This is a genomic window from Gordonia sp. PvP123 (assembly GCF_040547295.1).
GTDB lineage: Bacteria > Actinomycetota > Actinomycetes > Mycobacteriales > Mycobacteriaceae > Gordonia > Gordonia terrae.
Genome location: NZ_JBEPPN010000013.1, coordinates 28,879 through 51,938 on the forward strand (window position 1 = coordinate 28,879; position 23,060 = coordinate 51,938).

Consider the following 23,060-nt stretch of genomic DNA (forward strand, 5'->3'; position numbering starts at 1 on the left):
CGAGTCCGCTCGACGAATGGGAGGCAGTCATGACTGCAAGTGCCGACGTCACCAGCAATCTGACGACGGAACCGTACCGCTCGCGCCGCAATCACTGGAACAACCAGGTGCGCCGGCACGCCATGATGACCCCGGAGAAGACAGCGATCACCTACCTCGACAAGAACACCAGCTGGAAAGAACTCGACGACCGGTCGCACGCCTTCGGCGCGGCCCTCCATCGGCGTGGCGTCCAGTTCGGGGATCGGATCCTGATGGCCTTGCTCAATCGCACCGAGTACATCGAGGCGATCCTCGGGGCCACCCTCATCGGTGCCATCCCGGTGCCGGTGAACATCCGCATGAGTCCGGCCGAAGTCGCGTACCTCGTCACCGACAGCGGGGCGAAGGTCGTCGTCACCGAAACGCTGCTCGCGCCGATAGCCGACGCAGTCGCCGGATCGACCGGCCAGATCGACACCATCATCGTCGTCGACGGCAGCGACAACGACGCCCACCTCGACTTCGAGACCCTCCTCGCCGAGGATGCATCGGACCTGCCGGAGGTCGACGTTCCGGAGGACACCGTCGCCGCCATCATGTACACGTCGGGCACCACGGGAAAGCCCAAGGGCGCCATGCTCACCCACCAGAACATCCAGGCGCAGGCCGTGACGACGATCGCCACGGCCGGGGCACAGTCCGGTTCCGATGACGTCGCGTCGATCGTGCCGCCGCTGTTCCACATCGCGGGGATCGGCGGCTTCGCACCGATCTTCTACCGCGGGGTGCGCGCGGTACTGCACCCGCTCGGCGCCTTCGATCCCGACACGATGCTCGACACCCTCGAACGCGAAGGCGTCACCTCGGTGTTCATGGTGCCTGCGCAGTGGCAAGCGGTATCTGCGGCACAGAAGGCGCGACCCCGGGACCTCAAGCTGCGCACCATGAGCTGGGGCGCAGCGCCGGCCTCGGACACTGTGCTCAATGCCATGAACGAGTCCTTCCCGGGAGCCGCGAACATGACCGCGTTCGGGCAGACCGAGATGTCGCCGGTGACGACGATCCTGGAGGGCAAGGACGCGCTACGCAAGCTGGGTTCCATCGGCAAGGTCGTCCCGGCGGTCACCGCACGGATCGTCGACCCGCTCATGAACGACGTCAAGCCCGGTGAGGTCGGGGAGATCGTCTACCGCGGACCCAACATGATGATCGGCTACTGGAACAAACCCGAGGCGACCGCAGAAGCGTTCCGCGGCGGGTGGTTCCACTCGGGCGACCTCGTCCGACAGGACGAGGAGGGGTTCCTCTACGTCGTCGACCGTGCCAAGGACATGATCATCTCGGGTGGCGAGAACATCTACTGCGCCGAGGTCGAGAACGCGCTGTACGGGCACCCGAGCATCGCCGAGGCGGCCATCATCGGTCGTGCGGACGAGAAGTGGGGCGAGGTACCGGTCGCGGTGGTGGTGCTCGCCGAGGGCGTCGATGATCTCACCCTCGCCGAACTCGAACCGCACCTCAACGAGAACCTCGCCCGGTTCAAGCACCCGAAGGACCTGGTGATCATCGACGAGTTGCCCCGCAATGCGGGCGGCAAGGTCGTGAAGCCGAGACTTCGGGAAGCCTACGGCAGCAAGGACGCCGGCCTGTCCAACTGATCCGATGCCGGCCCGGGCGGGCTACAAAAGACTCCGCACCCGAATCCGAAACAAGCGTCCCCCCTGCTCCCTGAGGAGCGCCCGGAGCTTGCGGAGGGCGCGTCACGAAGGGTCGTGGCGAGATGCGTCGCCGACCCTTCGTGGCAGTGAGAATGGGTGTGGTGGTCGTCATGGGTTGAGGCCTGACCTGCTTCGTGGCTGACGGTGCTGTCATGGACGAGATCTGTCGGCCTCACTGCGCTGGCGATCACCGCAACACAACGACCTTGGGAGACCGGGGCGGGTGTGACCTAATAAGGGCCGTGTTCGGGCTTGAGCCCGTGACTCCTCACTGTCGTGTCCACCCGCCCCGGCGAGGTCATCCATCACCGCAGTGAAGGAGACACCGCCAGAATGACCGAGACAGCAACGGCTACGCAAGTGGTCGTACTCGGGGTTGATACCCATCAGCAAACCCACCACGCAGCGATCATCGACACCCTCGGCCTGCCGTTGGCCGATCTCGAATTCCCCGCCTCGGCTGCCGGCTACCAGCAGCTGCTGGACTGGGCCCGCACCCACGGTCGCCTCGAACAAGCCGGGGTCGAATCCAGCGCCTCATACGGCGCCGGACTCACCCGAGAGTTGACCGCCGCCGGTATCGAGGTGATCGAGGTCAACGCCCCGGACGTACGGGCCCGCCGAGCCCAGGGCAAGTCCGACCAGCTCGATGCTTACGCCGCGGCGATGGCTGTACTCACCGGGCGGGCCACTGGCCACGCCAAAGACACCACAGGCGTTGTCGAGTCGATCCGAATGCTGTACGTGGCACGGAGAATGGCGGTCGATCACCGCACCGAACTCGGTGACCAACTCCGTGACCTGTGCACCACCGCACCCGATGAGTTCGCTGATCAACTCAAAACCCGCACCACCACGCCTCAACGACTCGCACTGGTCGAATCACTCACGGCCCCGGCATCGTTGACCGATCCGCGCGCGGCGTTTGTGTTCGCGGCGAAGTCCATCGCCGGGCGGTACCGGCAGACCCACCGCGAGGTCACCACGTTGACCCGCGAACTCAACAAGCTGTTGAAACCATTGGTGCCTACCGTGCTGGGCCTGCCTCAGGTCGGCCCGATCACCAGCGCACGGCTATTGATCACGATCGGGCACAATGCCGAACGCATGCGCACCGAAGCCACCTTCGCCAAACTCGTCGGTGTCGCGCCGTTACCGGCATCGTCGGGCAAGACCGTGCGTCACCGCCTCAACCGTGGCGGTGACCGGGCGGCTAACAGCGCATTGCACATGATCGTCGTCGGACGGATGAAATCCCACGACCCCACCCGCGCCTACCTCGCCCGACGCGGCAACGAGAAAACGAAGAAGGAAATCATCCGATGCCTCAAACGCTACGTCGCCCGCGAACTCTACAAAGCCTTCACCACCGACCTCGGAGCGCTTGACAATCTATAGGACCATCTCGTCGCTAGCGCTCCTCGCACCTCAGGGACCAGGGGTCATACGGTTCCTTCGGATCAGGGACCAGTGCTTTTGCGGTTTCTTCGAATTGGGGAGCTTAGATTGACACAGGGCCGGGGTCCGGTCACTCCGGGTCGGCGAAGCTCGGCTCGCGCCGCGCCATCCCAGCGTGGACGGCCTCCATCTGATTGGGCGAGCCCATCAGGCCGACCTGGAGTTCACTCTCCAGCATCAGGGCCGCAGCCGGATCCGTGCCCGCCCACGACTCGTCGTAGAGACGTTTGGCGGCGCGGACCGCGTGCGGCGACTTCGACGCGATCTCGTGGGCCAGCTCGAGCGCAGCGGTGAGCGGATCATCGACGACGCGCGTGACCAGGCCGAGCCGCTGGGCCTCCGCGCCGTCGATGATGCGCCCGGTGAACGTCAGTTCCTTTGCGACGTCCGCGGACAAGAGTCGCGGCAGCGTCTGCGTGATGCCCATGTCGGGCACCAGACCCCACTTGACCTCCATGATGGACAGGCGCGCATCAGGGGTCGAGTAGCGGATGTCGGCGCCCAGCGCGATCTGCAGGCCACCGCCGAAACAGTTTCCGGTGATGGCCGCGATCACCGGCGCGGGGATCCGGCCCCAGTCCAGCGACACCCGCTGCGCGTGGTTGCCGAGCACACCCGGTTCGCGGTCCAGCAGCGAGTTCACGCCGCCACCTTGACCCAGGCTCGACACGTCGAGTCCGGAGCAGAAGCTCTTGCCCGAACCGTGCACGACCACGGCCCGGACGCGCTTGTCGGCGGCCAGGCTGCCCGTCACGTCGATGAGGGCTTGAAACATCGCCGGGTCGAGCGCGTTGTGCTTGTCGGCTCGATTGAGGGTTGCGGTGGCAACGCCCGCATCGTCGATGTTCACGATGATCCGCTGCTCGGTCATGAGGTCATTTCCCATCTGTTGCAGGGTGTTTGATCTGGTCGAGTTGACGACCGCGGCGCCGGTAGCGCCAGATGAAGTAACCGACCCCGATCGCCAGAACGATTCCGATGACCACGCCCCATGCGGTGGCGGCTCGAAAGCCGGGCGCGTCGACGTCGAAGATCCGTTCACCGGCGTGTGCGCCGTTTCCGCCGCCGGCGACCACGGTGAGGGTGAGCAGATTGGGGATCGCGATGATCACGCCGAGAACGGCGAACATGATCGTCGGGACGTTCTTCATCCGGCTGCGGTTGACGAACGCCAGGGTGAAGAACAGCACGGGCAGGAAGGTGCAGACGATCCCCAGCACCAGCCCGGTGCCGATGCCGCGGCTGAACGATCCCTCGACGCGCTGTCCGATCTGACCGGCCCACCAGCGCGGGAGGAACGCCTCGAGGATGAAGTACGTGACCACGAGCAGGGCGGCGATGACGAGACCGATCACCACCTTCTTCACGACGGCGTTCGCACGCTCGCCGGCCGTCGGTCTGGCCGGCGGCGCGTCCGTCGTCGATCCATCCGGTGGCACCGCACCCGGGGTCTCGACGGGATACGAGGTGGCCGGCGGAGTTGTCCCGGGTGGCGTATGTCCCGGTGGGAACGCACCTGACGGAGTCTGTCCCGGCCCGCCCGGCGTCGGGTGGCCGGAGGGATTCGCAGAGAACGGTTCGTTGCTCATGCGCCGAGTCTATGCGCGGTCGCCACCCTGTCCGCCGGGATGAGCGACACGGTCACCGGGGCTTCCGGATGCCGCCGTAGATCCCGCGCCGGACGATCCACGGTTGCAGGATCGTGTCGACCGACCACGCCGGAAAGCGGAACGGACGACCGTTGGGCGCGAAGACCTGGAGTCCGTCGGCCTGCACCCCGAGCACCGAACCCCACCGACGCCGTGGGGGAACGTAGCGTCGCGCCCGGTCGGGCCGCCCGCCGAGGTCGGCGCGGATGTTGTGTGCGAGCAGACGATCGGCACGATTGCGAGCCGAACTGCGCAGATCGTCGGTCGCCGCGACGTCGCCGATGGCGTACACGGAATCGACCCCGGGCACCCGCAGTTGAGCAGACACACGGACGAATCCCGATTCGTCGAGCACGTCCGCAGGCAGCCAGTCCGTGTTCGGCGCGACCCGGCCGATGGCCCACAGCACGGCGTCCGCCCCGACCGCCGACTGGCCGGTCGAGAAACTCACCGGACCGGGCGTGATCTCGTCGCAGCTGAATCCGTCGGGCACGACAGCGCGATGGCCGCCGTGGACACCGACCCCGAGCCGACACAGTCGGGCGCGGACCGTGGCCCAGGTACGTGGATGATGCTGCGGCAGGGCGCGATCGCCCGGGTGGTAGAGGTCGATCTGCTTGTCCCGCCAGGTGGCGGCCAGGTTGGCGGCGGCGCTCACCGCCGCCGCACCGCCACCGATCACGGCAATGGAGTCGGCGTCGGCGAATCGCCGATGCGCAGAACGCAAGTCAGCCTCGATGTCGGCCGCGGACTGTAACCCGGGTTGTCGCCAGAAGCCGTTCCGTACCCCGGTGGAGATGACCAGCGCGTCGAAGCCCTCGACGGTCGCGGCGCCGGCGGCATCGACAACGGAGACGGTGCGGTTGTCGAGATCGGCGGCCGTCAGCGTGCCGTGGACGGTCCGGATGCCGTCGAGTTTGCGGAAGCGCCCGAACGGGATCCGATAGTCCCGGGCCCACTCATCGGGCCGGCTGATCCGGAGGCCGAGTTCCTGACCGCTGACGAGTCCCGGCTTCGACGAGATGCCGACGACATCGGCATGCGGAGCGAGGTGGATCGCGGTCAGCAATCCGGAATCACCGAGACCGGCGACGACGACGCGGGGTCGGCTCACGCAGTGACCTGATCCGGTGGATGGGCGGCCGAACGCGGCGGCCGGGGGATGAACCGCGGCACCCGGTCGATGACGTCCTGGTAGCCGGGACGTCGCTCGAGGCTTCGCTTCTCCATCATGGGGATGCTGGCGCCGAGGAACATGGCGAGCATCAGCACCGCGCCGACGAACAGCCACCACCAGTCACCGGGTGAGGCGGCGAGACCGAACAGGGCCATCGACACCCAGAACATGACCTCGCCGAAGTAGTTCGGGTGCCGCGACCACGCCCAGACGCCGGTGTCGAGGACGGCGCCCGGCGTTCGGTGTGCGGCGAACCGGCGCAACTGTCCGTCGGCGATGTACTCGAGCGCCGTGGCGGCCAGTCCCACGACAGCAGCGACCGCCGTCAACCATGCCACCGCGCCGGTGTGGGTGACGGCGACGTAGATCGGGATCATGCCGAGGAACACCTGGAAGGTGGGGAAGACGTGGATGGCCATCAGATCGACGGGCAGCTCGGCGCGCCCGGCACCGGACTTCAGCATCGGGTAGCGCCAGTCCTCGTGCTGCAGTCCCGGCCAGCCGATCGCCCAGTTCGCGGTGAGTCGGATCGCCCAGGCGCCGATGACGACGGCGATGACCCAACAGTGCACTGCGTCTATCCCGACGTCGCCCGCCGCCCACCAGTAGAGGAATAGTGCGGGCGGTACCACACTCCAATAAGCGTCGTAAAAGCTGGAATTGGCGTAGTACCGGCTGAACCCGAAGATGACCAACGTGGCCAGCAGGTCGGCGATGAGGGTGTCCAACCACAGGTACGCGGTGGTCGGACCCCAGATCAGCCAGGCGGCAGCGACTGCGAAGGCCAGCAAGTACGCGATCGTGATCCGGGCGAACGAACCGGTCCGACTGTAGGTGCGCTCGGTGTTCACAGGGTCACCCATCTCGTCACAGCTGTTCTTCGATGGACCCGGCGAGCTTCTCCGGCTTCGTGGTCGGCGCATACCGCGCGACCACCGAACCGTCCCGCCCGATCAAGAACTTGGTGAAGTTCCACTTGATGCGGCCGCCGAGCACGCCGGACTTCTGGTCCCGCAACCAGGCGAACAACGGGTGTGCCTCCGGCCCGTTCACGTCGACCTTCGCGAACATCGGGAACGTCACGTCGTAGGTCAGCGAACAGAAGTTCTTGATCTCCTCCTCGTCGCCCGGTTCCTGATGTCCGAACTGATCGCACGGGAAGCCGAGTACACGCAGCCCCTTGTCGGCGTAGTCCCGGTGCAGGGCTTCCAGACCGCGGTACTGCGGGGTGAATCCGCACTGCGAGGCGGTGTTCACGATGAGCAGGGGACTGCCCTGGAAGTCCGAGAGTTCGACGGGTGTGCCGTCGATGCCGGTGGCGGTGAAGTCGTACGCGGAGGTCATGCCGCTACGCTACTTCCCAATCAAGCACTTGCTCGGGAGAATCGGCGAAGGATCCGCCGATCACTCCCCGAACCGCTCCGTCCGGATGCGGGTGCGATCGTGTCCGGCGTCGACCATCCATTGAGCGCAGCTCTCGACGAACCGATTGGGACCGCAGATGAACACGGTCGGCGACGTCGCGGGATCGAGTGTCAATCCGGCGAGCTCCTCGGCGGTGAGACGTCCCGCAGGTCGTGTCGCATCGTCGGGCGCCACCCGGGTGTGGATCAGGTGGACGTCCATGCGCCGGTGTTCGATCAACTGCCGCAGCTCGTCCCGGTAGTAGACGCGGTCGGGGCTCCGGACCGAGTACACGAGGGAGAACGGCGTCTGCGGGGCCTCGACCTCGCGGCCGCGGATCATCGACATGAGCGGCGCGATGCCGGAGCCGCCGCCGATCAGCTGCACGGGCCGGTCGTCTCCGGACGGCCAGGTGAACCAGTATCCGTGCGGATCGCTGATCTCCAGCGGGTCGCCCACCTCGACGACGTCGACGAGGTACGGCGACACCTCACCGTCCTCCAGGCGTTCGACGGTGACCTCGACCGAACGCGTCTCGCGGACATCGGACAGCGAGTAGGCGCGTGCGGTGGAGTACCCGTCCTCCGCGGTCAGCCGGATGTCGACGTGCTGACCGGGTAGCGCGTGGACGGCCTCGGGGAGAGCGAGACGCAACGTACGCGCGGTCGGGGTGATGTCGACGACCGAGGTGACCGTCGTGAGATGCCAGGTCGTCACGAGTAGCGCTGCTCGCGCCAGGGATCGCCGTACATGTGGTATCCGCGTTCCTCCCAGAACCCAGGCGCGTCCTCGGTCATGAAGCGAAGTCGCCGAACCCATTTCGCGCTTTTCCAGAAGTACAGGTGCGGCACCAGGAGTCGGGCGGGGCCGCCGTGCTCGGCGGCGAGCGGCTCGCCGTCGTAGGTGTCGGCGATCCAGCCGCGGCCGTCGACGAGATCGGCGAGCGGCACATTGGCGGTGTACCCGCCGTGGCAGTGCGCCATCACGAACGGCGCCGGCTCCCACGGCAACGCACGTAGCAGCGTGTCGAAGGAGACCCCACGCCACCGGGTGTCGAACTTCGACCACCGTGTGACGCAATGGATATCGGTGGTGATGTCCTCGTGGGGCAGATCCTGGAACTGCTCCCACGTGAACGTGGCCGCCTTGTGGTCTGCCGACTGCACGGCCAGCATCCAGCCCTCCGGGGCGACCGCGGGCGTCGGCTCCGACGAGAGGACCGGGAAATCGAGGGTCGTGTACTGGCCGGGAGGGAGACGCCGCGCGTCGCGGTCGCGGCGCCCCACGAACCCTCGGTTGACGATCGCCATGATCGCGGAGTCTACGCGGCAGGTCATCATTCGGCCCGCTCGCTCCGCTCCCGGCGCCGGCGCATCATTCGGCCCGCTCGCTCCGCTCCCGGCGCCGGTGCATCATTCGGCCCGCTCGCTTCGCTCCCGGCGCCGGTCCGGTCAGGCGAAGTCGAACAGCGGCGGCACCGCGACGACGACCGCGGCCGCCCAGAGTCCGAACACCGGCAGGTAATCCGTCTGCCACCGCTCCGTTGCGTCGAACCCGCGGCGCCGACGCACGAAGCCGAAGAGCAGATACGCAGCCCACGACAAGTTGACCAGCAGAACGAGGTTGAGACCCAGGGCCACGGTCTTGTTGGCGGTGAATCCGAACTCGGCGATCCGCGAGGCCATGATCGTCAGCATGACCGCGTCGACCGCGAGCGCGGTGACCACCAACACCAGCTGCAGCCGGTCGAAGAGTTCCGGTCGCAGATGCGGATCGCGCGCCGAGATCGCGTACAACAGCAGGCCGAGGACGACGACGAGGATCAGGTCGATCAGGATCAACAGCTCACGATCGACGTCCACGACGTCGCCACTGGTCACCATGGCGACCAGCAACACGACGAGCATCACCGCGGTGACCGGGGTGAACACCTTGGTCAGCACCGGCGCGATGTTCTCGACCACGCTCTGCTTCGCCTCGACCAGCCACGCGGCGAGCAGCACGATGCCGGTCGCTGCGATCGGCGCCAGCCACTGACTGATCACGGTGTCCACGTTGATGTCGAGGGCACTGAAGGCGCCGGCGGTCAGCCCCGTGAGCACCGCCGCGCCGAGACCGAGAAGCGTTGCGTACACGACCCACTCACCGGTGAAACGGATGAAGTCCATGCGTCTGGGTCCCGACCGCCACCGACCGCCGACGTACGTCACGCCCACCAGGAACCACAGCACGATCGGCGCGTGGATCGCGACGATGGCCTGGGTGGGCCCGTCGGCGACGAACGGGTACATGTTGACGATCACTGCGGTCCCGACGAACGCGGTGGCCACCGCGACCGCGATGCGTGGCGTGATCCCACGCTTCCATCCGAAATACACCGCCAGGAACGGCAACACGAGAATCGTCGCGTTGCGGACGAGGACCCATTCGGGCATGACTTCCAGCGCGATGCGGACCGTCGCGGCCGCTGCGACGACGAGACCGATCACCACACCGAGTTCGTGACGCCGCCGGCCCAGGCCGTCGGTCGGTTCCGCGGTCAGAACCAGCTGTTTCCACAACCTGTCGGAATGCTCGCGGGCGAACTCGCGCGAGAGCGCATCGACCCGTCCCATCCGCTTGACGGCGACCAGGAACGCCTCGTCGTCGTCGAGACCGCCGGCGGCGAGGTCGGCGATCTGACCGCGCAGGTGATCTTCCATCTCGTCGGCATCGGTGGTGGCGATGGCCTGATGGCGCAGCACATAACCGCGCCACCGGTCGATCTGGTTCTCGAGTTCGGTGCCCGCGTTCACGTCAGGCCCTCCGCAGCCGGCGGCAGGGCGACCGTCCGCCACACCTGATCGAGCGCGTCGGCCACGACCTCCCACTGCGACCTCCGCTCGGCGAGCGCGGCCAGCCCCGCGGCGGTGATCGTGTAGTGCTTGCGACGCCGTCCGGTGTCGGCCCTGCCCCACGACGCCTCGACGTGACCGGCGCGTTCGAGACGATGAAGAAGTGGATAGAGCATCCCGTCGGTCCACTCCATCCGACCGCCGGACATCTCCCGGACGCGCTTCAGGATCGCGTAGCCGTACGACTCGCCCTCGGCGAGAATCCCGAGCACCAGCGGGGTGGCAGAAGCGGCCACCAGGTCTTTCTCGATATACATAGAACCCCTATACCTAGAGCTGCTAGTAGCATAGCAGTTCTAGGTATAGAGGTGGTCGAGCCAGGGGAGAGCTACTTCTTCGAGAGGGACGACTCCTTGTGGGCTGCCTTCGAGCCCGTCTTCGACGACTTGACGATCCAATACGGCTCGTCCTCACTCGCCTTGAACTTCTGCCCCTCGAAGGTGAATTCCTTCGTCCGCTTCTCCTCAGCGGTCCCTTCGGTCTCGCCCTGAGAGGTGTTCCAGCGCACGGTGTCGTTCTTCTTGATCGCCATGTCGGCAGTGTGCCCCGCCGATGTCGACGGTCAAACCTCCTCCGCCCCATCGGTCGCTGTGGAACGATCAGCACGTCGTGTCGAGCCGGAGGTACGTCATAAGCGTCGAACGTTCCGACAGTCGTCGGGGGGCCGATCCGGCCATCGATGTCCGGAACCTGCGAAAGTCCTTCGGCAAGTTCGAAGCACTCCGCGGACTCGACCTCGAGGTCGCCCGCGGCGAGGTCCACGGCTTCCTCGGACCCAACGGCGCGGGCAAGTCGACGACGATCCGGGTCCTCCTGGGTCTACTGAAGGCGGACGGGGGAGAGGTCCGGCTCCTGGGCGGCGGCGATCCCTGGCGTGATGTCGTGGAACTGCACCGTCGACTGGCGTATGTGCCCGGTGACGTGGCGCTGTGGCCGACGATGACCGGCGGCGAGATGATCGACCTGCTCGGCTCGATGCGGGGCGGACTCGACGACGCGAGACGCGCCGATCTCGTGGCCCGATTCGAACTCGACACCACCAAGCGTGGCCGGCAGTACTCCAAGGGCAACCGGCAGAAGGTCGCGATCGTGGCAGCCCTGGCATCGGATGTCGAGTTGCTCATCCTCGACGAGCCGACGTCGGGCCTGGACCCGTTGATGGAGAACGTCTTCCAAGAGGTCGTGGGCGAGGCGACCGCCCGCGGTACCACCGTGCTGTTGTCGAGTCACATCCTCGCCGAGGCCGAGACCCTCGCCAACCGGCTCAGCATCATCCGCGACGGGGCCGTCGTGGCGACCGGGACGTTGGCGGAACTGCGCGGCCACACCCGCACTTCTGTTCGCGCCGAACTGGATTCGCTGCCGGGTTCGGATCTGCTGGCGCAGTTGCACGACGTCGACGTCCAGGGCCTCGACGTGCACGACACCGGTTCCGGTGGTCATCGCCTGAGCGCGACGGTCGATTCGGCTCGGATCGGTCCGGTGATGTCGGTGCTGTCCTCCTGTGGCCTACGCTCACTCACGGTCGAACCACCATCGCTGGAGAGTCTCTTTCTCTCGCTGTACGAGGGGGCCGACCAGCCCGCGGGAGAACGGTGAGGTCATGACGGCGTCGACGATCGGCACCGCCCCGCTGGTACGGGTCTCCCTCCGCCACGAAGGTCGCGGCTTCGCCCCGTGGATCGTATTGCCGACCGCGCTCACCGTGTCGTCGGTCATCGCCTATCCGCTCCTGTTCCCCGACGCCGCGGAGCGCGCCGCCTTCGCCGCGACGATCGGCTCGAACCCGGCGCTCGGGTTGATCTTCGGACCCGCCTACGACCTGTCCACGGTCGACGGGTTCGTCGCCTGGCGCAGCCTTGCGCTCGGTGGATTCATCGCTGCCCTCGGCGCGATCTTCATCGTGGTCAAAGCCGCTCGTGGTCAGGAGGATTCCGGCCAGGCCGAACTCCTCGCCGCCGGGGTACTCGGACGCGCCGCACGGTTGTCGACCGCGCTGATCATGGCCGGAGTGTGCGCGATCGCGATCGGACTCGTGGCGGGCCTGGCGACGTCCCTGTGCGGTGGGGAGTGGGAATCGTCGTTTCTGCTGGGAGCCGGGTTCACGGTCACCGGTTGGATGTTCGGCGCCGTCGCGGCGGTGAGTGCCCAGGTGGGTTCCGACGCACGGGCCGCCACGACGATGGCCGTGTCGCTTCTCGGTGTGCTGTTCGTGTTGCGCGGCTTCCTGTTCTCGGTGGAGGCGCCCGCGTGGACCACGTGGATCAACCCACTCGGGTGGGTTCAGGAGACCCGCCCGGCAACCGGCGATCACTGGTGGCCTCTGCTTCTCGGGCTCACCTTCACGGTCGTCGTCGGAGCGGCCGCCTTCGTGTTGCAGCGCGCGCGGGACTTCGGTCAGGGTCTCGTGCCGGCACGTCCGGGGCCGGCACGGGGTGGCATCGGCTCGCCGCTGGCCCTGGCCATCCGCCTCAACCGGGCTCCGATCGGCTCGTGGGTACTCGCGTTCGTCGGACTCGGCATCATCTTCGGCTACTTCACCAGGTCGGTTCGCGGCCTGCTGACCGCGAATCCGGCGATGGCCCAGATCTTCGCCTCCGGTGCGGCGTCACCTGCAGACCTGGTGTCGGCCTTCGTCACGACGATCCTCGGCCTGGTGGGGATCATCGCGTCTGTCGCCGGGGTGCAGATCGTCAACCGTATCCGCACCGAGGAACTGGAGGATCGCGCGGAAGCGGTGCTCGCCACCGCGGTCAGCCGTCCGAGTTATTTCGGTGCCGTCACCGCAGTCGCCCTCGTCGTCCCTGCGGCGCTCGTCGCCGTTGCCGGGCTGGTCATCGGCATTTTCGCCACGACGGCCGATCTCGGCCTCGGCTTCGGCGACGTCGTCCTCCAGTCGATCGCCACCATCCCCGCGGTGTGGGCCGTCGTCGGGATCGCCGTCGCCGTCATCGGCGCCCGACCCCGCGTGCGGCCCGCGATCTGGCTGGGAGTCCTCGTGTCGTTCGTGCTGACGATCCTCGGCCCCAGCTTCAAACTCCCGGAGTGGGCGTTGGGATTCAGTCCGTTCCACCACGTGCCCGATGTGTCTGCCGCGCAGCACGATTGGTGGGGACTCGGCGGAGTGGGGGTGGTCGTGGTGGTGCTCATCGCACTCGGATTCGCCGGCTTCCGCAGACGGGACATCCCGTAGGCACATCGCGCCCGGAGAAGTGAGCTTGCGAGCCCGACCCTCCTCAGGGAGCGACAGGGCGGCGACCCCCGCAAGCTCCGGCCGCTCGGCGAGGAGCAGAAACTCAGCCCAGGGCTGCCGCGAGGCGGCGCCACTGCTCGCGCGGGAAGCCCCGGTGGTCCGCCTGCAGGACCTGCACGCACACATGGTCGGCGCCGGCGGCTCGATGCTCGTCGATCCGCTTCAGGATCGCGGTCTCGTCACCCCAGACGATCAGGGCGTCGAAGAGTCGATCGCTCACCGACGTCAGGTCGTCCTCGGAAAACCCGAGGCGGCGGAGATTGTTGGCGTAGTTGGGCATTGCGAGGTAGCCCGTGAGCCACTTCGTGCCGACCGCCCGTGCTTCGTCGCGGTCGGCGGCGATGATCGCGGTCTGCTCGGGCGCGAGGAGCGGCCCGTCGCCGAGGGTTTCGCGCGCGATCTTGGTGTGGTCCGGGGTCACCAGGTAGGGATGGGCGCCTGCGGTCCGGTCGGCCGACAACTGGAGCATCTTCGGTCCGAGCGCGGCCAGCACTCGAGCATCGCTCGGCACCGGTTGCGGCGCGTCGTCCAGTCCGTCGAGGAACGCCTTGGTGGTCGCCAGCGGCTTCTTGTAGCGTCCCGCTTCCTGGGCGTCGATCAGCGGCGCGTGGCTGATGCCGAGGCCGAGGAGGAAACGTGCACCGTGCTGCTCGGTGAGGCGGGCGTGTGCCGCCGCGACGTCGTGCGGCTCGTGCATCCACATGTTGAGAATTCCGGTGGCGACGACGGCGTTCTGAGTCGCGCCGAGCAGGTTCTCGACCGAGTCGAGGACCGGACCACCCACGTCGGGGATCCACAGTGCCGTGTAACCCAATTCGTCCAGCTCGGCCGCGGCTTCGGCGGCCTCCCCGGTGTCTCCGTACCGTAGCGGTGAACTCCAGATTCCTACGCCGTCGAGGTTCATGCCGTCGACACTACCGATCGAGCGATCGGGCCGCGCCGACTGCCGGGTCCGCTCAGCCGTGTGCCGGTCGGCCCGACTGGGCCTCCAACCGCGCGTCCATGGCGGCCGTCATGCGCTTGAACACAGTGATCGCGACCACGCCCGCGACGATCAGAGCGACTCCGGCGACCGAACCGAGGGAGTCGGTGACCAGTCCGGAGATGCCGATCGCGAGAACGTAGATCGGCACCCACCCGAACAGGTGCAGGATGCTCTCGGGCTTCTCGTCGGTGGCCCAGCCCTCTCGAACCGCAGCCCGATAGGTGGCGTAGTCGGGATAGAACTCGGTGAACGCGATCGCGAAGATCGTGCCGCCGATCTGGATGATCCATCCGGTCCAGAAGTTGTTCGGGTCGTCGAGCACCAGATCGCCGAACGCGCCGGAGATCGCGGCGACGCCGAATCCGGCGACCCACGCCCAGGTGATGACGTAGTTGATGTGGATGAACAGCGGGCTGTCCCAGAATTCCTTCTCGGTGGTCTCCCGCGCGTACTGGAGGGTGAACGGCTGGCGCACGAGGATCGACCCGAGCGCGAAGGCGACCAGCGCGATGTTGGTCATCTCCCCGCCCCAGCGCTCCAGCCAGTCGATGACGCCGTCGGAGGCGAACAGGGCGATGATCGCCATCGTGCCGAAGTAGGTGACGTCGAAGACTTCGAGGAGTTTGACGCTCGTGCCCCGCTTGTGACCGCCGATCACCAGCAGGAGTGACAGCGCGAACGCCGACGCCGCGGCCTCTTCGAATCTGCCGGGCCCCGCGAGGAGCGCCATCAGGATCCACGGGGACATGCCCGCGAACGGAGAGTTGAGGAACAGCGTCAGTGCGTGCCGTGCGCCCGACGTCGGTGGTGGGTCGGTCCGCGTCGAGTCGGCCACCGGCGGATTCGGGTCATCGCTCATGGCTGAATTGTGAGGCGCGCGGCGGCATTCCGCAGCAGACTGCGACAATCCGGACGATCTCGAGCAACCGGGCGGTGCGTGCCGGAGATGGTCGGCAGGTGCGTACCCGGTGCGATGCGGCCCCGGCGGGTCGGCCGAGGCCGCATCGCCTCATCAGGTCGTCAAGACCCTCACGCATGGGGCGCGAGAACGACCGCCGCGTTGTGTCCGCCCATTCCGAGTGAGGTCTTCAACGTCAGCCCGTGCTCGAGATGGGTACGCCCGTCGAGCAATTGCGGGATGACCGCGTCGGCGACCCGCGGTGTCGCGGGGACCTCGCCGCGTTCGTAACCGAGCAGCGACGCCGCGAGTTCCACGGCCCCGGCAGCGCCCTGGCAGTGCCCGGCGAGCGGCTTCACCGAGAACACCTCGGCATTGGGCAGCATGGTGTCGGCGATCGCCGCCTCGGCGCGGTCGCACTGCCGGGTTCCCGGGCCGTGCGCGTTGAGATACCGGATGCGCTCGCCGCTGACGCCGGACATCGTGAGCGCCTGCTCCACACACGACCGCACGCTTGTCAGTTCCGGATCGATCGACGTGACGTGGAAGGCGTCATGAGACATCGCCCCGCCCAGCACATCCGCATACCCGTCGGCGCGACGGTTGGTCATCGTGAACGCGATCGCCGCCTCGCCGAATGTGAAGCCGCGGCTGCCCTCCTGGAACGGTCTGCACGCATTGAGCGCATCGGTGTCGGTGATCGCGACTCCGAGTTGAACGAACATCGTGACCACTTCCGGTTTCGCCGAGAGATCTGTCGCCACCACCACGACGTCGTCGACGAGGTCGGAGTCGAGCCACGATTTCGCGGTGACGATGGCCGCCGATCCCGAGGTGCACATCGCCGACACGTTGATCGCGGGCCCGTGGAATCCGTATTCCTGCATGAGCAGCGACACCGGGGTCGACGGGGTCACCGAGAGGTACTGCCGTCCGCTGTACCGTCCGACCCCCGACGTCACCATCGGATACATGTCGAGGTCACCGAGGACGCAGGCGTGTACGAGGCCCACCCGTGCGCCCGGCGTCCGGCCCCGTGCCATCGCGTCTTCGATGGCCTCCCGTGCCGCGGCACGCATCGCCCGAGAGAAGCGTGTGCGTCCGTCGGACTGTTCGCCGCCCTCGGGTACCCGCACGATCCACCCGGGTCCGTCCGACGCGGGCAGTCCGGCCCCGCCGGCATCCTGGCCGACCGACGGCCCGCCGCCGAAGCCGAAGCCGTGGTGCAGCGCGGCTGCGGACTTGCCGGACGCCAGACCGTTCCACAAGGCCTCTCGGCCCCAGCCGTAACCGGTGACAGCTCCCAGGCCGGAGATGGTCGAACGCTGAATAGTCATGATCGTGAACTTTCTGTGGGATATGCGATGACGGAGGGGTCATCGCGGCCACCCAGGTGGGTGGTCCGCCCTCAGGATCCCGCGCAAACCCGACATTCGGCCAGTTCACGCGGGTATTCGTCGGGTGCAATATCCGTTTTGGCGCACTCTTGCATCTCGCAGCGCGCCCTTTTCGATGACTCGTAGGGGAGGATGAACGGTGGGGGATGACGGTTCGAGGGGGTGACGCAGTGGGACGACCGAAGGACGACGGCGACGACCGCCCCGGACTCGTGGCACCGGACGCCGAGCCGATGGCCCGTCCCAGCGACGCCGCGGTTGCCGAACGCTATCGCCTTCTCCTCGAGCTGAGCCCGGACGCCATCGCGGTCCACCAGGACGGTCTGATCGTCTATGTGAACTCCGCCGCGCTCGCATTCGCGCGTGTCGAGGACCGCAACGCGATGCTCGGTCGTTCGATCGCCGAATTCGTCCATCCCGACGAACTGCCGCAGATGATCGAGCGGATCATCGGGATGGGCGACGAGGCCGGTGCCTCGACCACACCCGAAGAGGTCGTGATGGTCGACGCGCAGGGCGTCGCCCGCCCCATGGAGGTGACCTCGGTCCGCACGGTCTGGCACGACCTGCCCGCGTATCAGGTGATCCTGCGCGACATCACCGCACAGAAAGCCGTCGAATCCGCTCTGCGTCGACAGGCGGCGCTGTTGGATCATGTGAGCAACGCGGTGATCGCGGTCGACGACCAGATGACGGTGCGCTCGTGGAATCCGGCCGCGGAACAGATGTACGGCAGGGGAGCGGCCGACGCGATCGGACGGAATCTCGACGAGGTCGTCGGAGCGCACGTCGACCCGCATGCGGCGGTCTCGCTGGGCGGCACCGTCGATCAGCTCCACCGCCGTTCCGACAACGGACGATCATTTCTGGCGCACACGTCGGTGACGACCATGGACGACGGCTTTCTCGTCGTCGCCGAGCCGACCCGTCGCCCCCTGATCGAACGGCTGGGAACGATCCTCGCTGCACTCCATCAGGCGGTGATCGTCGTTCGGGAGGACGGCGACATCGAACTCGCCAACCCGGCAGCCGGAACCATGCTCGGTCCCGAGGCGATCCCCGGCGCCAGTGTCCACCAGCTGCCGCTCGACTTCGTCGGTGACGAATCACCGATCGCGCGCTGCCTGCGCACCCGTGAAGCGGTCACCGACACGACCGCGACGATCACCACGCCGACCGGCGAACGCTGGCTGTCGTGCAGTTGCCGCCCGATCGACGACGACGGCACCGACGTGGTCGTCCTGGTGTCCTTCGTCGACATCACCGATCGCTACCGGGAGCGCACCCAGCTCGCGTGGGAGGCCGTGCACGACCCGTTGACCGGTCTGTACAACCGATCCGGCATCATCCGCGAACTCGAATCCCACATGGCCCGGCTCGACGCGGAGCACGACGCCTGCTGCGTCGCGATCTTCTACATCGACCTCGACAACTTCAAGCTCGTCAACGACTCGCTCGGCCATGCCGTGGGTGACGAGGTGTTGCACGCCGTCGCACAACGATTGGCCGCGGCGACGCCCGCCGAGGCGGCGGTGGGCCGGATCGGCGGCGACGAGTTCGTTCTCGTCGCGACCCTCGGTATCGCCTGTTCGGCCGAGGAGATCGAGCAGCAGATCGACGGTATCCGCGGCACGGTCTACGAGCCGATCACGGTCAGCACCCGCAGCGAACCGCTCAAGGTCGAGGCGAGTATCGGTGTCGCCACGGTGAAAGCCGGTGACGAGTACACCGCCACCGACCTGCTGCGCGACGCCGACATCGCCCTCTACCAGGCCCGCAAGGCTTCTCGCGCACGCTACGTCCGGTTCCAGACGCAGCACCGCGAAGAACTCCAGCGCCGCCAACGCATCGAGGAAGAGCTCCGGCGCGTCCTCGACACCGACACCGAGCAGCTGGAGATCCACTACCAACCCATCGTGTCGACCGGCGACGGCACGCTTGTGGGCCTGGAGAGCCTGTTGCGCTGGCGTCACCCGGAGTTGGGATCCATCTCACCGACCGAGTTCATCCCGCTCGCAGAAGGATCCAATCTCATCGACCGGGTGGGAAACTACGTCCTGGAGACCGCCACCGCCGAGGTGGCCGCCATTCCCGAACTGCGTCGGGTGATGTTGTGCATCAACGTCTCCCGGCGAGAACTCACCAACGGTCAGTTCCCCGAACGGCTCCTGGACACGATGACCCGGTCCGGGATGGACCCCGCCGCGTTCTGCCTGGAGATCACCGAAAGCGCGCTCGACCCGCTCGACGGGGACCTGCTGACCCTCTTGGGCAACGTGCGCGACCTCGGAACACAGGTGTCACTCGACGATTTCGGCACCGGAGCGTCGTCGCTCAGTGAGTTCTACCGCCTTCCGGTGAGCGTGCTGAAGACCGCCAAATCCTTCGTCGACGCCCTCGAGGAACACCCCAGTGCGAAGTCGATCCTCGCCGGCATCGTGACGATGGCCCACGCCGCCGGGATGCGGGTGGTCGCCGAGGGAGTCGAGACCGAGTCGCAGGCCGCCATCGTCGCCGAGGTGGGGTGCGACCTCGCGCAGGGGTATCACTACGGCCGCCCCGCCCCGCTGGCGGAGGTGATCGCGTCCGGAGTCCGGATCCAGGCGAATCCCGGTGTCTGGGAGACCGCCTGACCGGTGCCCGGATCCGTCGACCGCCGCGGCCACCCGACACGACGCCTCCCGGCGCGTGCCTGCGATCCCAGCTCGGCTGTGTCCGATAGCGTCAGGCTCGGCGGCTCACGCGAGTAGATTGAGCGCCACGTCGATTACCCGGCGTCCATGCAACCGGACAGCGAGGTCACGGACATGACACACATTCTGCGGTGGACTCCTCCGACGGTCAGGACGACGCCATGACCGACGCGCAGCGCGAAGTCGCCGAACAGCACACGGCAAAGGTCATCGGGGTCACGGTCGCCGCCGCGGTCGGCGGATTCCTGTTCGGTTTCGACAGTTCGGTCGTCAACGGCGCGGTCGACTCGATCGAGGCGGACTTCGGACTCGGCAAGCTCATGACCGGCTTCGCCGTCGCGATCGCGTTGCTGGGCTGCGCGCTCGGCGCGTGGTTCGCCGGCCGGTTGGCCGACGTCTGGGGCCGCAAGCGCGTGATGTTGCTCGGCTCGGCGCTTTTCATCATCTCCGCGATCGGGACCGGCTTCACCCAGACGATCCCCGACTTGCTCCTGTGGCGCGTCCTCGGCGGCATCGGCATCGGCATCGCGTCCGTCATCGCGCCCGCCTACATCTCCGAGATCGCCCCGGCCCGGTATCGCGGGGCGCTCGCCTCGATGCAGCAGCTGGCCATCACACTCGGCATCTTCGCGGCACTGCTCTCCGACGCCCTGCTCGCCGACAGTGCCGGCAGCGCCTCGAGCGACTTCTGGTGGGGACTGGAGGCGTGGCGGTGGATGTTCCTCGTCGGCGTCGTGCCCGCGATCGTCTACGGCGTGCTGGCCCTGCTGATCCCTGAGTCGCCGCGATACCTGGTGGGCCGCAACCGCGACGCCGAGGCGGCGCGGATCCTGCAGGAGGTCACCGGCGAGGAGAACCCGCTCGAACGGGTCAAAGAGATCAAGCTGACGGTCAAGCGTGAGGCGAAGTCGTCGATCAAGGACATCACCGGGCCCTCGTTCGGCCTCCACCCGCTCGTCTGGGTGGGTATCTGGCTGGCCATCTTCCAGCAATTCGTCGGCATCAACGCGATCTTCTACTATTCGACGACGCTCTGGCAGTCGGTCGGTTTCTCCGAGGCCGACTCCTTCAAGACATCGGTGATCACCGCCGTCATCAACGTCGCGATGACCTTCGTGGCCATCCTGTTCGTCGACCGCATCGGACGCCGGAAGCTGTTGCTCGGCGGATCGGTGGGCATGTTCATCGGCCTGCTCATGGCGTGTATCGCGTTCACCCAGCAGATCGGTGAGGGCGAGAACATCACGCTTCCCGACCCCTGGGGCGTGGTGGCGCTGATCGGCGCCAACCTGTTCGTGGTCGCGTTCGCCGCGACCTGGGGCCCGGTGATGTGGGTGATGCTCGGTGAGATGTTCCCCAACCGAATCCGCGGTGTCGCGCTGGGCGTCTGTACCGCGGTGAACTGGGTCGCCAATTTCACCATCTCGATGCTGTTCCCACCGATGACGGAGGCCGTGGGACTGGGGATCATCTACGGCTTCTTCGCCTTCTGCGCCGCGGCGTCGTTCTTCTACGTGCTCCGCAAGGTGGAGGAGACGAAGGGAATGGAGCTCGAGCAGATGGACTCGGTGGCAGAGGCGAGACTTTCGCAGTTCACCGCCGTCCGCGCGGCGAAGGACAAGGCCTGAATGTTCGACCTGCGTGAGCTGTCCAGACGCGTCGTCGCCGCTCCCATGGCCGGTGGTCCGACCACCCCGGAACTCGTGGTGGCGGCGGCGTCGGCCGGCGGCGTCGGCCAGCTCGCCGCCGGGTACCTGACGCCCGACAAGGTGCGCGCCGACATCGCGGCCGTGCGGGCGTCGCGCACCGAGGCCTTCGGCGTCAACATCTTCGTCCCGGAGTCCGAGCCGATCGATCGAGACGCCGTCGCCCGCTACCGCGCCGAACTCGTGCCGTACGCCCGTGGTCTCGGGGTGACCCTCCCGGAAGTGGACGACCTGGGGGAGGACGACGACCACTTCGACGCCAAGATCCGGCTGATGTGCGACGAGCGAATCCCGCTCGTCTCCTTCGCCTTCGGGTGTCCGGCGGCCGATGTCTTCGACGAGCTGCACCGGCACGGGTGCAGTGTCGGGGTCACGGTGACCACTGCCGCCGACGCCGACATCGCACAGCAGGCCGGCGCCGACTGGCTCTGCGTGCAGGGCCCGGACGCCGGCGGACACCGCTCGGTCTTCGACCGCCGGACCAGCCCTCCCACGCTTCCGCTCGACGAGCTGATCGGCGAGGTCGTCGAGCGGGTGCCGCTGCCGGTCGTCGCCGCGGGCGGGATCTCGACCCCGGCCCGTGCCGAGGAGGTCCGCTCGCTGGGACCCGTTGCAGTGCAAGTGGGTACCGTGCTCCTGCGGACCGACGAGGCCGGTACCAAACCCGCGCACGCGGCGGCTCTCGCCGATCCGGACCGAACCGAGACAGTGGTCACGTGGGCATTCAGCGGGCGGCCGGCACGAGCGCTGCGCAATCTGTTCACCGACAGGTTCTCCGCAGCGGCGGTGGCCGAGTACCCCGCCGTCAACACGCTGACGGGCGGCATCCGACGCGCCGCCGCCAACGATCCCGACGGCATCAATCTCTGGGCCGGAAGCGGATACGGCGACGCGGTGGAGGAATCCGCGGTGGAGACCATTCACAGGCTCGGTTGACGGCACCCTTCGTGGCTCGTCGCTAGCGCTCCTCGCACCTCAGGGAGCATAGGGGGGCGCTTCTTTCGGATTAGGGAGCAGAGGGGTCACGCTCCTCGCACCTCAGGGAGCAGAGTGGTCGCGCTCCTCGCACCTCAGTGCGGGTCATGGTCGTTCAGCGTGGCCACGACGCCGGCGTAGTCGCCGCGCGCCTCGCCCCAGCGCAGGAACTTCACCCGCTCGACGAGTAGCTCGGTGGCGTCGGGTTGCGTGCCGACGAGGTCGATCACCTCGTCGGCGAACTCGTCGAGCGGCATGGCGAAGTCGCTGTCGCGCTGTCCCGGCATCAGATCGGTGCGTACCGCCGGCGGCACGAGTTCGATGACCTCGACCGAGGTACCGGCGAACTGCAGCCGCAATGACTCGCTCAGCATGTGGATGGCGGCCTTGGTGGCGTTGTAGGTCGGTGTCACCCGCAGCGGGGCGAACGCCAGGCCCGAGGACACGGTCATGATCGTGGCGGCTGGTCGCGTCTGCAGATGGTCGATGAATGCCGCGACGAGCCGAATGGGACCGAGAAGGTTGGTCGTGATGGTCGCTTCGGCGGTGTCGAGAAACCCTGCCGGGGACGACCAGTCCTCGGCGCGCATGATCCCCGCCATCGCGATGAGGACGTCGAGGTCCGGATGCTCGGCGATGACCTGTCGGGCCGCCGCGTCGACACCCGCCGGGTCGGCGATGTCGATCGCGACGGTGTGCAGACCGGGGTGGTCCTCTCGAATCCGGTCGAGGAGTTCGGTGCGCCGCCCGCCGACGATGACGGTGTTGCCCTTGTCGTGCAGGCGGGTGGCGAGCGCCAGGCCGATCCCGCTGGTCGCGCCGGGGATGAAAATGGTGTTTCCGGTGAGGTTCATGCCTTCGAGTCTCCGAT

General features: G+C 67.2%; 21 protein-coding genes. 7 read left to right on the forward strand and 14 right to left on the reverse strand.

Annotated elements, in window-relative coordinates:
• Positions 1 to 29 precede the first annotated feature (29 nt).
• Together fadD5 and ABIC25_RS21890 are read left to right on the forward strand one after the other, a co-directional pair.
• Positions 30 to 1,640 (forward strand): fatty-acid--CoA ligase FadD5, encoded by a 1,611-nt coding sequence (fadD5, locus tag ABIC25_RS21885; protein WP_354563154.1) that lies wholly within the window; start codon positions 30 to 32, stop codon positions 1,638 to 1,640.
• A gap of 393 nt (positions 1,641 to 2,033) precedes the next feature.
• Positions 2,034 to 3,098 carry an IS110 family RNA-guided transposase gene (locus ABIC25_RS21890; protein WP_354563156.1) on the forward strand — a complete coding sequence of 355 codons (1,065 nt, stop codon included), beginning with the start codon at positions 2,034 to 2,036 and terminating at the stop codon, positions 3,096 to 3,098.
• Between the two features lie 130 nt (positions 3,099 to 3,228).
• Here the strand turns inward: ABIC25_RS21890 and ABIC25_RS21895 are convergent, their stop codons facing one another.
• From ABIC25_RS21895 to ABIC25_RS21940, 10 genes are all read right to left on the reverse strand, one after another.
• Positions 3,229 to 4,029 (reverse strand): crotonase/enoyl-CoA hydratase family protein, encoded by an 801-nt coding sequence (locus tag ABIC25_RS21895; RefSeq protein WP_354563223.1) that lies wholly within the window; start codon positions 4,027 to 4,029, stop codon positions 3,229 to 3,231.
• Between the two features lie 4 nt (positions 4,030 to 4,033).
• Entirely contained in the window at positions 4,034 to 4,747 is a 714-nt protein-coding gene (locus ABIC25_RS21900; RefSeq protein WP_248645495.1) for a hypothetical protein, read from the reverse strand.
• A gap of 52 nt (positions 4,748 to 4,799) precedes the next feature.
• Positions 4,800 to 5,921: an FAD-dependent oxidoreductase gene (locus tag ABIC25_RS21905; protein WP_354563158.1), complete on the reverse strand. Its 1,122-nt coding sequence runs from the start codon at positions 5,919 to 5,921 to the stop codon at positions 4,800 to 4,802.
• The gene (locus ABIC25_RS21910; protein WP_354563159.1) at positions 5,918 to 6,847 is read right to left on the reverse strand and encodes a DUF1295 domain-containing protein; all 930 of its coding nucleotides are present in this window, start codon (positions 6,845 to 6,847) and stop codon (positions 5,918 to 5,920) included. The genes ABIC25_RS21905 and ABIC25_RS21910 overlap by 4 nt, the downstream gene beginning before the upstream one ends.
• Positions 6,848 to 6,851: 4 nt before the next feature.
• Positions 6,852 to 7,328, reverse strand: coding sequence for a glutathione peroxidase (locus ABIC25_RS21915; protein ID WP_004018565.1), 477 nt, complete (start codon positions 7,326 to 7,328; stop codon positions 6,852 to 6,854).
• 60 nt (positions 7,329 to 7,388) lie between these two features.
• A complete protein-coding gene (locus ABIC25_RS21920) occupies positions 7,389 to 8,105 on the reverse strand; it encodes a ferredoxin reductase (protein ID WP_239398921.1) in 717 nt (238 codons plus the stop codon).
• A complete protein-coding gene (locus ABIC25_RS21925) occupies positions 8,102 to 8,698 on the reverse strand; it encodes a sulfite oxidase-like oxidoreductase (RefSeq protein WP_101823234.1) in 597 nt (198 codons plus the stop codon). The genes ABIC25_RS21920 and ABIC25_RS21925 overlap by 4 nt, the downstream gene beginning before the upstream one ends.
• Positions 8,699 to 8,839: 141 nt before the next feature.
• Positions 8,840 to 10,183: a permease prefix domain 1-containing protein gene (locus tag ABIC25_RS21930; protein ID WP_248645499.1), complete on the reverse strand. Its 1,344-nt coding sequence runs from the start codon at positions 10,181 to 10,183 to the stop codon at positions 8,840 to 8,842.
• The gene (locus ABIC25_RS21935) at positions 10,180 to 10,539 is read right to left on the reverse strand and encodes a PadR family transcriptional regulator (RefSeq protein ID WP_101823231.1); all 360 of its coding nucleotides are present in this window, start codon (positions 10,537 to 10,539) and stop codon (positions 10,180 to 10,182) included. Before ABIC25_RS21935 ends, ABIC25_RS21930 begins: the two co-directional genes overlap by 4 nt.
• 71 nt (positions 10,540 to 10,610) lie before the next feature.
• Positions 10,611 to 10,814, reverse strand: coding sequence for a hypervirulence associated TUDOR domain-containing protein (locus tag ABIC25_RS21940; RefSeq protein ID WP_004018570.1), 204 nt, complete (start codon positions 10,812 to 10,814; stop codon positions 10,611 to 10,613).
• A 98-nt stretch (positions 10,815 to 10,912) separates the two neighbouring features.
• Here ABIC25_RS21940 and ABIC25_RS21945 point away from each other — a divergent pair, with 98 nt between their 5' ends.
• Positions 10,913 to 11,881 carry an ABC transporter ATP-binding protein gene (locus tag ABIC25_RS21945; protein ID WP_354563224.1) on the forward strand — a complete coding sequence of 323 codons (969 nt, stop codon included), beginning with the start codon at positions 10,913 to 10,915 and terminating at the stop codon, positions 11,879 to 11,881.
• Between the two features lie 4 nt (positions 11,882 to 11,885).
• The gene (locus ABIC25_RS21950) at positions 11,886 to 13,475 is read left to right on the forward strand and encodes an ABC transporter permease (RefSeq protein WP_354563162.1); all 1,590 of its coding nucleotides are present in this window, start codon (positions 11,886 to 11,888) and stop codon (positions 13,473 to 13,475) included.
• Between the two features lie 103 nt (positions 13,476 to 13,578).
• Here the strand turns inward: ABIC25_RS21950 and ABIC25_RS21955 are convergent, their stop codons facing one another.
• The 3 genes from ABIC25_RS21955 to ABIC25_RS21965 all read right to left on the reverse strand — a co-directional run bounded on the left by ABIC25_RS21955 (position 13,579) and on the right by ABIC25_RS21965 (position 16,755).
• Positions 13,579 to 14,439 (reverse strand): LLM class F420-dependent oxidoreductase, encoded by an 861-nt coding sequence (locus ABIC25_RS21955; RefSeq protein WP_354563164.1) that lies wholly within the window; start codon positions 14,437 to 14,439, stop codon positions 13,579 to 13,581.
• A 52-nt stretch (positions 14,440 to 14,491) separates the two neighbouring features.
• Positions 14,492 to 15,379 (reverse strand): hypothetical protein, encoded by an 888-nt coding sequence (locus ABIC25_RS21960; protein ID WP_354563166.1) that lies wholly within the window; start codon positions 15,377 to 15,379, stop codon positions 14,492 to 14,494.
• 170 nt (positions 15,380 to 15,549) lie between these two features.
• On the reverse strand, positions 15,550 to 16,755 hold the full coding sequence (locus ABIC25_RS21965) for a beta-ketoacyl synthase N-terminal-like domain-containing protein (RefSeq protein WP_354563167.1): 1,206 nt from the start codon (positions 16,753 to 16,755) through the stop codon (positions 15,550 to 15,552).
• A 293-nt stretch (positions 16,756 to 17,048) separates the two neighbouring features.
• Between ABIC25_RS21965 and ABIC25_RS21970 the strand changes: the two genes are divergently transcribed.
• From ABIC25_RS21970 to ABIC25_RS21980, 3 genes are all read left to right on the forward strand, one after another.
• Positions 17,049 to 19,448: a sensor domain-containing protein gene (locus ABIC25_RS21970; RefSeq protein ID WP_354563225.1), complete on the forward strand. Its 2,400-nt coding sequence runs from the start codon at positions 17,049 to 17,051 to the stop codon at positions 19,446 to 19,448.
• A 221-nt stretch (positions 19,449 to 19,669) separates the two neighbouring features.
• Entirely contained in the window at positions 19,670 to 21,136 is a 1,467-nt protein-coding gene (locus ABIC25_RS21975; protein WP_064570301.1) for a sugar porter family MFS transporter, read from the forward strand.
• Positions 21,137 to 22,150, forward strand: a complete 1,014-nt coding sequence (locus ABIC25_RS21980) for an NAD(P)H-dependent flavin oxidoreductase (RefSeq protein ID WP_354563169.1) — start codon at positions 21,137 to 21,139, stop codon at positions 22,148 to 22,150.
• Positions 22,151 to 22,284: 134 nt separating this feature from the next.
• On the opposite strand, the gene ABIC25_RS21985 is transcribed toward ABIC25_RS21980, so the two are convergent.
• Positions 22,285 to 23,043, reverse strand: a complete 759-nt coding sequence (locus ABIC25_RS21985; RefSeq protein WP_354563171.1) for an SDR family oxidoreductase — start codon at positions 23,041 to 23,043, stop codon at positions 22,285 to 22,287.
• Between the last annotated feature and the right edge of the window lie 17 nt (positions 23,044 to 23,060).

What these genes read in the sequence shown, in the direction of transcription:
- fadD5 (WP_354563154.1), top strand. Translation starts at nt 30, where the DNA reads ATGACTGCAAGTGCCGACGTCACCAGCAATCTGACGACGGAACCGTAC.
- ABIC25_RS21890 (WP_354563156.1), top strand. Translation starts at nt 2,034, where the DNA reads ATGACCGAGACAGCAACGGCTACGCAAGTGGTCGTACTCGGGGTTGAT.
- ABIC25_RS21895 (WP_354563223.1), bottom strand. Translation starts at nt 4,029, where the DNA reads ATGACCGAGCAGCGGATCATCGTGAACATCGACGATGCGGGCGTTGCC.
- ABIC25_RS21900 (WP_248645495.1), bottom strand. Translation starts at nt 4,747, where the DNA reads ATGAGCAACGAACCGTTCTCTGCGAATCCCTCCGGCCACCCGACGCCG.
- ABIC25_RS21910 (WP_354563159.1), bottom strand. Translation starts at nt 6,847, where the DNA reads ATGGGTGACCCTGTGAACACCGAGCGCACCTACAGTCGGACCGGTTCG.
- ABIC25_RS21915 (WP_004018565.1), bottom strand. Translation starts at nt 7,328, where the DNA reads ATGACCTCCGCGTACGACTTCACCGCCACCGGCATCGACGGCACACCC.
- ABIC25_RS21925 (WP_101823234.1), bottom strand. Translation starts at nt 8,698, where the DNA reads ATGGCGATCGTCAACCGAGGGTTCGTGGGGCGCCGCGACCGCGACGCG.
- ABIC25_RS21935 (WP_101823231.1), bottom strand. Translation starts at nt 10,539, where the DNA reads ATGTATATCGAGAAAGACCTGGTGGCCGCTTCTGCCACCCCGCTGGTG.
- ABIC25_RS21940 (WP_004018570.1), bottom strand. Translation starts at nt 10,814, where the DNA reads ATGGCGATCAAGAAGAACGACACCGTGCGCTGGAACACCTCTCAGGGC.
- ABIC25_RS21950 (WP_354563162.1), top strand. Translation starts at nt 11,886, where the DNA reads ATGACGGCGTCGACGATCGGCACCGCCCCGCTGGTACGGGTCTCCCTC.
- ABIC25_RS21955 (WP_354563164.1), bottom strand. Translation starts at nt 14,439, where the DNA reads ATGAACCTCGACGGCGTAGGAATCTGGAGTTCACCGCTACGGTACGGA.
- ABIC25_RS21960 (WP_354563166.1), bottom strand. Translation starts at nt 15,379, where the DNA reads ATGAGCGATGACCCGAATCCGCCGGTGGCCGACTCGACGCGGACCGAC.
- ABIC25_RS21965 (WP_354563167.1), bottom strand. Translation starts at nt 16,755, where the DNA reads ATGACTATTCAGCGTTCGACCATCTCCGGCCTGGGAGCTGTCACCGGT.
- ABIC25_RS21970 (WP_354563225.1), top strand. Translation starts at nt 17,049, where the DNA reads ATGGCCCGTCCCAGCGACGCCGCGGTTGCCGAACGCTATCGCCTTCTC.
- ABIC25_RS21975 (WP_064570301.1), top strand. Translation starts at nt 19,670, where the DNA reads ATGACCGACGCGCAGCGCGAAGTCGCCGAACAGCACACGGCAAAGGTC.
- ABIC25_RS21980 (WP_354563169.1), top strand. Translation starts at nt 21,137, where the DNA reads ATGTTCGACCTGCGTGAGCTGTCCAGACGCGTCGTCGCCGCTCCCATG.
- ABIC25_RS21985 (WP_354563171.1), bottom strand. Translation starts at nt 23,043, where the DNA reads ATGAACCTCACCGGAAACACCATTTTCATCCCCGGCGCGACCAGCGGG.